The 11,910-nt window shown below is 71.2% G+C and carries 10 protein-coding genes and 1 pseudogene; 3 read left to right on the top strand and 8 right to left on the bottom strand.

Features of this window, described 5'->3' with window-relative positions:
• Positions 1-21 precede the first annotated feature (21 nt).
• The 4 genes from ACTWQC_RS28260 to ACTWQC_RS28275 all read right to left on the bottom strand — a co-directional run bounded on the left by ACTWQC_RS28260 (position 22) and on the right by ACTWQC_RS28275 (position 3,212).
• Entirely contained in the window at positions 22-438 is a 417-nt protein-coding gene (locus tag ACTWQC_RS28260) for a Fur family transcriptional regulator (RefSeq protein WP_443318655.1), read from the bottom strand.
• Positions 439-532: 94 nt separating this feature from the next.
• Positions 533-1,429 (bottom strand): metal ABC transporter permease, encoded by an 897-nt coding sequence (locus ACTWQC_RS28265; RefSeq protein ID WP_443318656.1) that lies wholly within the window; start codon positions 1,427-1,429, stop codon positions 533-535.
• Positions 1,429-2,196, bottom strand: a complete 768-nt coding sequence (locus ACTWQC_RS28270) for a metal ABC transporter ATP-binding protein (RefSeq protein WP_443318657.1) — start codon at positions 2,194-2,196, stop codon at positions 1,429-1,431. The genes ACTWQC_RS28265 and ACTWQC_RS28270 overlap by 1 nt, the downstream gene beginning before the upstream one ends.
• Before the next feature lie 20 nt (positions 2,197-2,216).
• Positions 2,217-3,212: a metal ABC transporter substrate-binding protein gene (locus ACTWQC_RS28275; RefSeq protein WP_443318658.1), complete on the bottom strand. Its 996-nt coding sequence runs from the start codon at positions 3,210-3,212 to the stop codon at positions 2,217-2,219.
• Between the two features lie 171 nt (positions 3,213-3,383).
• On the opposite strand from ACTWQC_RS28275, the gene ACTWQC_RS28280 reads away from it, so the two are divergent.
• Entirely contained in the window at positions 3,384-4,766 is a 1,383-nt protein-coding gene (locus ACTWQC_RS28280; protein ID WP_443318659.1) for a glycine--tRNA ligase, read from the top strand.
• 284 nt (positions 4,767-5,050) lie between these two features.
• Here ACTWQC_RS28280 and ACTWQC_RS28285 read toward each other — a convergent pair whose 3' ends face one another.
• The 3 genes and pseudogenes from ACTWQC_RS28285 to ACTWQC_RS28295 all read right to left on the bottom strand — a co-directional run bounded on the left by ACTWQC_RS28285 (position 5,051) and on the right by ACTWQC_RS28295 (position 8,104).
• Entirely contained in the window at positions 5,051-5,638 is a 588-nt protein-coding gene (locus tag ACTWQC_RS28285; protein ID WP_443318660.1) for a TetR family transcriptional regulator, read from the bottom strand.
• A gap of 44 nt (positions 5,639-5,682) precedes the next feature.
• A pseudogene (locus ACTWQC_RS28290) lies at positions 5,683-6,590 on the bottom strand (aldo/keto reductase).
• A gap of 74 nt (positions 6,591-6,664) precedes the next feature.
• Positions 6,665-8,104 carry an MFS transporter gene (locus tag ACTWQC_RS28295; protein ID WP_443318706.1) on the bottom strand — a complete coding sequence of 480 codons (1,440 nt, stop codon included), beginning with the start codon at positions 8,102-8,104 and terminating at the stop codon, positions 6,665-6,667.
• Positions 8,105-8,310: 206 nt separating this feature from the next.
• Here ACTWQC_RS28295 and ACTWQC_RS28300 point away from each other — a divergent pair, with 206 nt between their 5' ends.
• On the top strand, positions 8,311-9,228 hold the full coding sequence (locus ACTWQC_RS28300; protein WP_443318661.1) for a helix-turn-helix transcriptional regulator: 918 nt from the start codon (positions 8,311-8,313) through the stop codon (positions 9,226-9,228).
• Here ACTWQC_RS28300 and ACTWQC_RS28305 read toward each other — a convergent pair.
• Positions 9,201-10,655, bottom strand: a complete 1,455-nt coding sequence (locus tag ACTWQC_RS28305) for an MFS transporter (protein WP_443318662.1) — start codon at positions 10,653-10,655, stop codon at positions 9,201-9,203. The genes ACTWQC_RS28300 and ACTWQC_RS28305 overlap by 28 nt on opposite strands.
• 99 nt (positions 10,656-10,754) lie before the next feature.
• Between ACTWQC_RS28305 and dusB the strand changes: the two genes are divergently transcribed.
• Positions 10,755-11,891, top strand: coding sequence for a tRNA dihydrouridine synthase DusB (gene dusB / locus ACTWQC_RS28310; RefSeq protein WP_443318663.1), 1,137 nt, complete (start codon positions 10,755-10,757; stop codon positions 11,889-11,891).
• Positions 11,892-11,910: the final 19 nt, after the last annotated feature.

The raw sequence follows: 11,910 nt of genomic DNA on the forward strand, positions 1-11,910 counted from the left end.
CTGCGCGCGGCGAAGGTCGCGCTAGGCCTGCGCGGCCTTCGCCGCGCAGGTTCCGCACGTCCCGAAGATCTCGATCGTGTGGGCGACGTCCACGAAGCCGTTGTCCGCCGCGATCTGGTCGGCCCACTTCTCCACGGCCGGGCCCTCCACCTCGACCGCCTTGCCGCACCCGCGGCACACCAGATGGTGGTGGTGGTCGTCGGTGCTGCAGCGGCGGTAGACGGCCTCGCCCTCGCTGGTGCGCAGGACGTCGACCTCGCCGGCGTCCGCGAGCGACTGGAGGGTGCGGTAGACGGTGGTCAGACCGACCGAGTCGCCGCGGTGCTTGAGCATGTCGTGCAGCTCCTGGGCACTGCGGAACTCGTTCACCTCGTCGAGGGCGGCCGCCACTGCGGCGCGCTGCCTGGTCGACCTGCCGCGCACTGGGGCTGTGCTCATCCCACTGCTCCCCGCGGTAGCCACCGTTGCCTCCTCTGCTCGCCGTCCGCACCTACGGCTGGCCATTGTGCCAGTTCGCGGGTGCGGCAAAGAGCTACACCTTGACGTCGTCCCCCGAGGGGCCCGCGCCCGGTACCTCAAGGGTGCACTGTTCCTCGAAGGCCGCCGCGGCCCTGCGCGCACGTTTCCTGGCCAGCGGCGCCACGAGCGCGGTGATCACCGCGAATACGGCGATGGCCAGCACCACGATGCTCGCCCCGGGTGGCACGTCCACGTAGAAGGAGTAGACGGTCCCGGTCAGGCTGACGCCGACGCCGATGCCGACCGCGGCCGCGAGCGTCATCGCGAAGCCGCGGGTGGCCTGCTGGGCGGCGGCGACCGGCACCACCATCAGCGCGCTGACGAGCAGCAGGCCGACGACCCGCATGGCCACGGTGACCGTGACGGCGGCGGTGACGGCGAGCAGCAGGTTCAGCAGCCGTACGGGCAGCCCGGTGACCCGCGCGAACTCCTCGTCCTGGCAGACGGCGAACAGCTGCCGCCGCAGTCCCAGCGTGATGGCGATCACGAAGGCGGCCAGCGCGCAGATCGCCCAGATGTCCGAGCTCGACACCGTGGTGATCGAGCCCCAGAGATACGTGGTGAGGTTGGCGTTGGAGCCGTTCGGCGCGAGGTTGATCAGCAGGACGCCGCCCGCCATGCCGCCGTAGAAGAGCATGGCCAGCGCCAGGTCGCCGCGCGCCTTGCCGTACCAGCGGATCAGCTCCATCAGCACCGAGCCGACCACGGTGACCGCGATGGCCGCCCAGATCGGGTTGGTCCCGGTCAGGAAGCCGAGCGCGACACCGGTCAGCGCCACGTGCCCGATTCCGTCGCCCATGATCGCCTGGCGGCGCTGGACGAGGTAGATGCCGACGGCGGGCGCGGTGATGCCGACGAGGACGGCGGCGAGCAGCGCCCGCTGCATGAAGTCGTAGCTGAGGATGTCCATCAGGTCAGCAACCCCGTCCGGATCGATTCGGCCGTCTCGCCCGCGTGCGGGTGGACGTGGTCGTGGCCGGGCAGCGCGTGCTGGCCCAACGCCTGGGGCGGTGGCCCGTCGTGGACCACGCAGCCGTCGCGCAGCACCACCGCGCGGTCGATGAGCGGCTCCAGCGGGCCGAGTTCGTGCAGCACGAGCAGCACCGTGGCACCCGCGGAGACCTGTTCGCGCAGGGTGTCCGCGAGCACCTGCTGGCTCTCGTGGTCCACCCCCGCCATCGGCTCGTCCAGGATCAGCAGCTCGGGCCCGGTGGCGAGCGCGCGGGCTATGAGCACCCGCTGGTGCTGGCCGCCGGAGAGGTTGTTGACCGAGTCCTTGGCCCGGTCCGCCATCCCGACCAGCTCCAGCGCCCGCTGCACCGCCTCCTTGTCGGCCTTGCGCTGCCGCCCCAGCTTCGTACGGGCAAGCCGGCCCGCCGCCACGACCTCGCGGACGGTCGCGGGCACGCCGCTCGCGGCGGTGGTGCGCTGCGGTACGTACCCGATGCGGGCCCAGTCGCGGAAGCGGCTCCGCGGGGTGCCGAACAACTCCAACTCGCCTCCGGTGAGCGGAATCTGGCCGACGATGGCCCGTACGGCCGTGGACTTGCCGGAGCCGTTGGCGCCGAGCAGCGCGACGACCTCGCCGTGCCCCACGGTCAGGTCGATCCCGCGCAGGACGGGCCGCGAGCCGAGCGAGGCGCTGGCCTTGCCGAGGGATATGACCGGCTGCTCCATGTGCGGTGCCTCCGTTGCCGTCACTTGGCCCCGAGGGCCTTCTGCAGGTTCTTCAGGTTCGCCTGCATGACCTCGAGGTAGTCGTCGCCCTGGGACTTGTCGGTGATGCCCTCGAGCGGGTCGAGCACATCGGTCTTGAGGCCGGTCTCGCTCGCCAAGGTCCTGGCGGTCTTGGGACTGGCGATCGTCTCGAAGAACACGGTGGTGACCTTGTCCTTCTCGGCGATCGTCTGCAGCTCGCGCATCCGGGCCGGGCTGGGATCGGACTCCGGGTCCGAGATGCCGACGATGCCCTCCTGGTCCAGGCCGTAGCGCTCGGCGAGGTAACCGAAGGCGGCGTGGGTGGTGATGAAGGTGTCGGTGGAGCGGCTCTTCAGGCCGTCCTCGTACTCCTTGTTCAGCCCGTCCAGCTTGCCGACCAGGGCCTCGGTGTTCTTCTTGTAGTCGTCGGCGTGGTCCGGGTCGGCCTTCTCCAGGGCCTTGCCCACGCCCTCGGCGATCTCGGCGTACTTGACCGGGTCCAGCCAGACGTGCACGTCGGCGCCGGCGTCCTCCGCGCCGTGCTCGTCGCCCTCTTCCTCGTGGCCGTGCTCTCCGCCGTGTTCCTCGCCGTGGTCGTGGCCGACCTCGGTCCCGTGGTCCCCGAGCTTGGTGAGGGTCGTGGCGTCGACGGTGTTCTTCACGCCGGACTGCTCGACGGCCTCGTCCACGGCGGGCTGCAGGCCCTTGAGGTAGAGGATCATTCCGGCTTCGCCGAGCTCGGCGGTCTGCTGCGGGCTGAGCTCGAGGTCGTGCGGCTCGATGCCCGGCTCGGTGAGGTCGGATACGGAGACGTGGTCGCCGCCGATCTCCTTCGCGAGGTACTCCATGGGGTAGAACGACGCCACCACGGTGAGCTTGCCGCCGTTGCCACCGCCTCCCGAACCGGAGCCGGAGCAAGCGGACAGGGAGGTGAGGCCGAGCGTGACGGCCCCGGCGACGGCGGCGGTGGGTATGAGGCGACGGCGTACGTTCATGACACTCATTTTCAACAAAATTGGAAACGATTGTCAACAACGTCTCTGTGGGGCCTCAAACGCTTACCGATTTGATCCGAGGGGTGCGGCCGCCGGTAATCTGAGGTATTCGCTGGGCCGGATCCCGGCGGAACCCACCATCACCGCCTTCGTCGTCATGAAGAGAGCACCGTGGCCGCCGACAAGATCGACACCATCGTCAGCCTGAGCAAGCGCCGTGGCTTCGTCTACCCGTGCAGCGAGATCTACGGCGGCCAGCGCGCCGCCTGGGACTACGGGCCGCTCGGCGTCGAGCTCAAGGAGAACATCAAGCGCCAGTGGTGGCGCGCCATGGTCACCTCGCGCGACGACGTGGTCGGTATCGACTCGTCCGTGATCCTGGCCCGCGAGGTCTGGGAGGCGTCCGGCCATGTCGCGACGTTCACCGACCCGCTCACCGAGTGCACCTCCTGTCACAAGCGGTTCCGCTCGGACCACCTGGAGGAGGCGTACGAGGCCAAGCACGGCCACATGCCGGCCAACGGCCTCAACGACGTCAACTGCCCGCACTGCGGCAACAAGGGCGCCTTCACCGAGCCCAAGCAGTTCTCGGGTCTGCTCGCGACCCATCTCGGCCCGACCCAGGACTCCGGCTCCGTCGCGTACCTGCGCCCCGAGACCGCGCAGGGCATCTTCACCAACTTCGCGGCGGTGCAGCAGACCTCGCGCAAGAAGCCGCCGTTCGGCATCGCGCAGATGGGCAAGTCGTTCCGCAACGAGATCACGCCGGGCAACTTCATCTTCCGCACGCGCGAGTTCGAGCAGATGGAGATGGAGTTCTTCGTCAAGCCGGGCGAGGACGAGAAGTGGCACGAGTACTGGATGCAGGAGCGCTGGAACTGGTACCGGGACCTGGGTCTCCAGGAGGCCAACATCCGGTGGTACGAGCACCCGAAGGAGAAGCTCTCCCACTACTCGAAGCGCACCGCTGACATCGAGTACCGCTTCAACTTCGGCGGCACCGAGTTCTCCGAGCTCGAGGGCGTCGCGAACCGCACGGACTTCGACCTCTCCGCGCACTCCAAGGCCTCCGGCCAGGACCTGTCGTACTTCGACCAGGAGGCGGGGGAGCGCTGGACGCCGTACGTCATCGAGCCGGCGGCCGGTGTCAACCGTGCGATGCTCGCCTTCATGCTCGACGCGTACACCGAGGACGAGGCGCCGAACGCCAAGGGCGTGATGGAGAAGCGCACCGTCATGCGGCTGGACGCCCGGCTGGCGCCGGTCAAGGTCGCGGTGCTGCCGCTGTCCCGCAACCCGCAGCTGTCGCCGAAGGCGAAGGGGCTGGCGGCGGACCTGCGCAAGCACTGGAACATCGAGTTCGACGACGCGGGCGCGATCGGCCGCCGCTACCGCAGGCAGGACGAGATCGGCACGCCGTTCTGCGTCACCGTCGACTTCGACACGCTCGACGACAACGCGGTGACGGTGCGCGAGCGCGACACGATGAAGCAGGAGCGGGTCTCGCTCGACCAGGTCCAGGCGTACCTGGGGGCGCGCCTGCTCGGCTGCTGAGCCGCGAAGCCGCCTCCGGCGCGGTGAGCTAACGTGCCGGGGTCCCGCAAGGGACCCCGGCACCGTGGTGTGGGCATGCGTTCCGCGGGGGCGGAACGGGTGGGCACAACGGGGCCACCGGCGTGCAGCCGCGCACGAAACGGGAATCCCCGGCGGCGGGTGGCGCGTCGTTGCCGGGTGCGGGCCGTGGTGTGCCTACCCTCCCCCATAGCCTGAACGGCATGGAGGCACCCCCATCGCCCCGCGGAACGAATGCCCACACCACGGGATCGTGCTGCGGCCGGTCAGGCCATGAGGCCGCGGAGTACGAGCGCGCGTACGGCGGCGAAGGCCGTGGTGATGTCCGGCGACGACCACTCCGGGGCGTAAGCCGGGTCGTGGAAGCGGTTCGTGGCGTCGAAGACCGCGCGGGCCGCGGTGGCGTAGTCGCCGTCGGGGGCTTTGAACACCCCCTGCTCGTGCCCGTCCTGGAGGATTTGCGCCAGCTGACCGACCAGGTCGGCGACGTGCCGCTCGACCACCCCGCCGCTCTCGCCGATCAACGCCATGTAGGTGGCGAAGAGTTCGGGGTCGTCACTCGCCTTGTGGCGCTTGGCTTCGAAGAGTTCCGACAGCCACCGCTCGAGCCGCTCCGGAGCCGGGCCCGGCCCGGCCGCGATCGCGGCCAGTGCCTCTGACGTACGGCTGAGCCAGCGCTCCGTGACGGCCTCCCGCAGCGCGGCCTTGCTCGGGAAGTGGCGGTAGACGCTGCCGTGGCTGACCCCCAGCGCCCGCGCGACGTCCACCACCGTGGCCTTGGCCGGGCCGAAGCGGCGGAGCACCTCCTCGGTGGCTTCGAGGATGCGGTCCGGGGTCAGGGTCTCGGGCGGCATCTGCTCCCTGCGGCCTCTCTCGTCGTCATGCCGGGGTTGTCCCGCTACGTCTTCTTCTCGCTGTCGAGGTGTGCCATCTGGGCCGCAGGGTAGCGCTCGCCCGCCGCCGCCCCGGCCGGGACGGCGGCCTCGATCGCTGCCAGGTCGTCCGCGCCGAGGGTGACGTCCAGCGCGCCGAGCGCCTCGGTCAGCCGGTCGCGGCGGCGCGCGCCGACGAGCGGGACGATGTCCTCGCCCTGCGCGAGCACCCAGGCGATGGCGGTCTGGGCGACCGTAGCACCCCTGCTTTCCGCGACCTTGCGGAGCGCCTCGACCAGGTCCAGGTTGCGGTCGAGGTTGTCGCCGCTGAACCGCGGGCTCATGCCGCGGAAGTCGTTCGCGGCCAGCTGCCGGTCCCGGCTCCAGTGCCCGCTGATCAGGCCGCGCGAGAGCACGCCGTACGCGGTGACGCCGATGCCCAGCTCGCGGCAGGTGGGGAGGATGGTGTCCTCGCTGCCGCGGGAGATCAGCGCGTACTCGATCTGGAGGTCGGAGATCGGGGCGACGGAGGACGCGCGGCGGATGGTGTCCGCACCCGCCTCGGACAGGCCGACGTGGCGCACCCAACCGGCCTCCACCGCCTCCGCGGTGGCGCCGACCGTTTCCTCGATCGGCACGTCGGGGTCGACCCGGGCGATCCGGTAGACGTCGATGTGGTCGGTGCCCAGGCGCCGGAGCGAGTAGGCGAGGAAGTTTTCACAGCCGCCGGGCGGCCGTCGAAGCCGGTCCAGCCGCCTTCAGGGTCGCGCAGAGAGCCGAACTTCACGCTGATGACGGCCTGGTCGCGGGCCTGGGAGCTGGTCCGCAGGGCGTCGCGGATCAGCAGCTCGTTGTCGCCCATGCCGTAGAAGTCGCCGGTGTCGAGAAGCGTGATGGACGTAGGGATGGGCGGTACGCCTCCAACGTGACACATGGAATGACAGATTTCAATATCTGTCATTCCATGCTTGTTCCGTAACGCGGCCGCAGCCCGTCACACCACCGACGTCACGTCACCGCGCGCGGCAGCCGCAGGCTCATCAGCGTGGTCAGCAGCACCGCCCCCAGCTGTACGGTCAGCGTGATCGCCAGCGCATCGCGCATCCCCATCGACCCGGCCAGCGACAGGAACAGCGAGCCGAGCGTCGCCACGCCCAGCGCCAGGCTGGCCTGCTGGGTGGTCACCAGGACCCCGCTGCCGACCCCCGCCCGTACGCCCGGCACGTCCGCCAGCACGATCCGGAACAGCACCGGCAGTTGGAGCCCCTGGCCGAAGCCCGCAACGGCCATCCCCGGCAGCAGCTGCCAGAAGCCGAGTTCCGGCCAGCTCCGCAGCGCCGCCGCGACGAGCAGGGCCAGGCCCGTCGCCTGCAGCAGCCCGCCCGCGGTCACGACCCGGCTGCCGTACCGGCCCACCAGGCGCGGTCCCATCAGCGAGGCGACGAAGAACGCCACCGCCATCGGCACCAGCGAGACCCCGGCCTCCACGGGACCGTGCCGCAGCCCCTGCTGAAGCGCGACCGCCATGACGAACATGAAGCCGCCGAAGCCGATGGCGACCGGCATGAGGACCCCGAGACCGCGCCGCAGACCCGGCAGTGCGAACAGGCTCGGCGGCACCAGCGGCGTACGCCCCAGCCGGTCGGCCCGCCGCTCCACCGCCCAGAACGCGCCCGCGGCGAACGGGAACACGGCCAGCGAGACCCCCGTCCACACCGGCCAGCCCGCCGCGCGGCCCTCCGTCAGCGGCATCAGCAGGGTCACCAGCGCGACCGCCAGCAGGACCGTGCCGGGACCGTCGACCGGCGCGGGCCGGTCCGAGCGGGTCTCGGGGACCGTACGGGCGGCCAGCACCAGACCGATCAGCGCCACCGGCACGTTGACCAGGAAGATCGACCGCCAGCCGGTGCCTGCTATGTCGGCGGACACCAGCACGCCGCCCAGGATCTGCCCCGCGACCATCGACAGGCCGGCCGTCGCGCCGTAGAGGCTGAGCGCCCTGGCCCGGCGCCGGCCGGCCGTGGTGGCGTGGATCGTGGCGAGTACCTGAGGCAGCATCAGCGCGGCTGACGCGCCCTGGGCCACCCGGGCCACCACCAGCGTCCCGGCGTCCGGCGCGAGGCCGCACGCCAGTGAGGTCAGCCCGAAGGCCGCCATGCCGGTGAGGAAGAGCCTGCGGCGGCCGAACATGTCGCCCAGGCGGCCGCCCACCACCAGCAGGACGGCGTACGCCACGCCGTAGCCCGCGACTACCAGCTCCAACAGGGCGGGTCCCGCGGAGAGTTCGCGGTCGATGGACGGCAGGGCGACATTGACGATGAAGAAGTCGATCAGAGGGAGGGACGCTCCCAGCAGGATCGTGATCAGCCCGAGCGGGCTGAGCGCGGCCGCCGGATCGCCGGCTCCGCGGGCGGGCCCGGGAGCGGCTCCGGGTCCTGTCTCGTCCACCGGGTCCCCGAGCCGGCGGACGCGCGGGTGGATCTCGGCGCGCGACGGCGACCCGGTCACCGGCGGCGGGGGCGTGTACGGGGTTCCTGTCGTTGATTCGGTCACGTCCCCGACGATGCGCCTCCGCTGAGACGGGTACCAGAGTGCCCTTATCCTGGTACTGGAAATACCTGGAAACTGGCTGAGGACTCGCTCATGCTGGACGCATGAGCACCGCCACGGAGCCTTCCGCCGACCGAACCCCCGCCGCCTGGGCCGTCGAAGCCGTCGAGGCGGCCCCCGGCGCCGATACCGTGCGGCGCAGCGAGCTGGCCGCCTTCCTCCGCAGCCGCCGCGAGCGGATCTCCCCCGAGCAGGTCGGCCTGCCCCGGGGCCCCCGCCGCCGCACGCCCGGACTGCGGCGCGAGGAGGTCGCGCACCTGTCCGCGGTCGGCGTCACCTGGTACACCTGGCTCGAACAGGCCCGGGACATCCATGTATCAGCCCAGGTCCTCGATGCGCTCGCCCGTGCCCTGCAGCTCGACCCGAGCGAGCGCAGCCACCTCTTCGCTCTCGCCGGGGCCGCCGACCCCGACCCCGGCACCGAGTGCTCGGGCATCTCGCCGTCGCTGCGCCAGATACTCGAGCAGCTCGAGCCCTACCCGGCGTGCGTGCAGAACAGCCGGTACGACATCCGCGCGTACAACCGCACCTACGGCCGTCTGCTCTGTGACCTCGACAGCCTCCCCTACCAGGACCGCAACAGCATGTGGCTGGCCTTCACCCATCCCCAGTGGCAGGCCGCCCTCGTCGACCGCGAGGAGACGATCCGCCTGATGGCGGCCAAGTTCCGCGCTGCCATGGCCGAGCACATCGCGGAGCCGGCCTGGAAGGCGCTGCTCAAGCGGCTGCAGCAGGCCTCGCCCGAGTTCCGGGAGATCTGGGAGCGCCATGAGGTGCTGAGCGGCGTGACCAGCCGGACCAAGCGGTTCCGCAACGCTGACGTCGGCCTGCTCCACCTTCAGCACACCGACCTCTGGCTCGGGCCCCGGCACGGCCCGCGCGTGGTGGCGTACGTCCCCGCCGACGCCGAGACCGGCGAGCGGCTCGAGAAGCTTCACGCCCTCGCGCTCGCCGACTCCTGATCAGCGGCTTCCGTGTCCAGCCGGGCGGCGGTGCGGTGTGCCGTACGGGCCGCCCAGTCGCCCGTCGTGGCGGCCCCGACGAGCAGGATCGACAGTCCGCAGCCGGCGATGATCCACCACGCGGGGCGGCTCGCGGCCGTGAACCCCTCGACGTCCGCGGCACCGCGTACTCCCGCCGCCAGCACCGCCCCGATCACCGCGACGCCGAGCGTTTGCCCGACCTGCCGGCTCGTGGAGGCCACGGCGGCGGCCACGCCCGCCTGCGAGCGCGGCATGCCGGAGACGGCGGTGTTGGTGATCGGCGCGTTGACCAGGCCGAAGCCGACGCCGAAGAGCACATAGCCGGTGAAGAGCAGCGACACCGACGCCTCGGCCTCGAAGCCCGCGAACAGCACCCCGCTGGCCGCCATCGACACCCCGGCGAGCAGCAGTGGCAGCCGCGGCCCGCGGCTGCCGACCAGCCGGCCCGACAGCGGCGCGAAGACGAAGGTCATCGCCGCCATCGGCAGCATCCAGGCCCCGGCGTCCAGCGCCGACAGGCCGCGCACCTCCTGCAGATACAGGGTGTTGACGAACAGGAAGCCGCCCAGCGCGGCGAACGCGCTCACCGCGATCACCGTGGCGCCGGTGAACGGTGCGCTGCCGAAGAAGCGCAGATCGATCAGCGGCTCCGCACGCAGCGGCTCGTACAGCACGAGCGCCAGCAGCGCCGCCGCGGCCACCCCTGCGCAGGACAGGATCAGCGGCGAGGCCGGGCCCGCGACCGGGGCCTCGATGATCGCGTATGTCAGGGAGCCCAGCAGGGCGATGACGAGCAGCTGGCCGACCGGGTCCACGCGGCGCGGCTTCGGGGCGCGAGACTCGGGCACGTAGCGGGCGGTGAGGAGCAGCGCCGCGAGCCCCACCGGCAGATTGAGCCAGAAGATCGACCGCCAGCCGACCGCGTCCACCAGCACCCCGCCGACCAGCGGCCCCGCCGCCATGCTGATCCCGACCACCCCGCCCCACACGCCGATCGCGCGGGCCCGCTCCCTCGGATCCGTGAAGACGTTGGCGACGATCGACAGCGCCACGGGGTTCAGCATCGAGCCGCCGACGGCCTGCACCATGCGGAAGACCACCAGCCACTCCAGCGTCGGCGCGAGGCTGCACAGCAGCGAGCCGAGCGTGAACAGCACCAGGCCCGCCTGGAAGACCCTGCGCCGCCCGATCCGGTCGGCGGTCGAGCCCGCGAGCATCAGCAGCGACGCCAGCACCACCGTGTACGCGTCGATCGTCCACTGCAGGCCCGAGACGGAAGCTCCCAGGTCCCTGCGCATGGCGGGCAGCGCGACGTTGAGAACGGTGTTGTCGAGGCTGACGATCAGCAGGCTCATGCAGCAGATCCCCAGCACGAGCAGCCGCCGGCGGTGGCTGAGTTCCGACATGGCTGAACCGTACAAGGGCCCGGCGCCGGCATCCGGGACAACGCCCGGCGCGGGTGCGGGACAATGGGTGGTCGTCCCCCGTCCGTACGGCCCCGAAGGATGCCCTCCGTGACCCAGCTGCAGATCGGTCCGCACACGGTCCTGCCACCGGTGGTCCTCGCCCCGATGGCCGGGATCACCAACGCGCCGTTCCGCACCCTGTGCCGCGAGTTCAGTGGCGGGAAAGGGCTGTTCGTCAGCGAGATGATCACGACGCGGGCGCTTGTCGAGCGAGACGCCAAGACCATGCGGCTGATCCGCTTCGACGGAACCGAGAAGCCGCGCTCCATCCAGCTGTACGGCGTCGACCCGGAGACCGTCGGCAGGGCCGCCCGCATGATCGCGGACGAGGACCTGGCCGACCACATCGACCTCAACTTCGGCTGCCCGGTGCCCAAGGTGACCCGCAAGGGCGGCGGTTCCGCGCTCCCGTACAAGCGGAACCTGCTGCGCTCGATCCTGCGCGAGGCGGTCGCGGGCGCGGGCGGCCTGCCCGTGACCATGAAGATGCGCAAGGGTATCGACGACGACCACCTCACGTACCTCGACGCGGGCCGGATCGCGGTCGAGGAGGGCGTCACGGCGATCGCGCTGCACGGGCGTACGGCGGCGCAGCACTACGGCGGTACGGCCGACTGGGACGCCATCGCCCGGCTGAAGGAGGCCGTCCCCGAGATCCCGGTGCTGGGCAACGGCGACATCTGGTCGGCGGACGACGCACTGCGGATGATGCGCGAGACCGGCTGCGACGGGGTGGTCGTGGGGCGCGGCTGCCTGGGGCGGCCGTGGCTGTTCGGCGACCTGGTGAGCGCCTTCGAAGGGACGGGCGAGGTCGCGGCCCCGAGGCTGAAGGAGGTCGCGGTCGTCATGCTGCGCCACGCCCAGCTGCTGGGGGAGTGGCTGGAGGACGAGGCGCGCGGCGTCATCGACTTCCGCAAGCACGTCGCCTGGTACACGAAGGGCTTTGCGATCGGCTCCGAGATGCGGAAGCGGCTCGCGGTCGCCTCGTCGCTCGCCGAGCTGGACGAGCTGCTGGGCCGGCTGGACCTGGACCAGGCGTGGCCGGCCGGTGCGGATGGGCCGCGGGGCCGCACGTCCGGCAGGGACCGGGTGGTCCTGCCGGACGGCTGGCTCGACGACCCGTACGCGTGCGCTGCGCTGAGCGAGGACGCGGAGTCGGACACGTCCGGGGGGTAACCGGTTGTGGGCATTCGTT

The organism is Streptomyces sp. 8N616 (assembly GCF_052246385.1).
Taxonomy (GTDB): Bacteria; Actinomycetota; Actinomycetes; order Streptomycetales; family Streptomycetaceae; genus Streptomyces.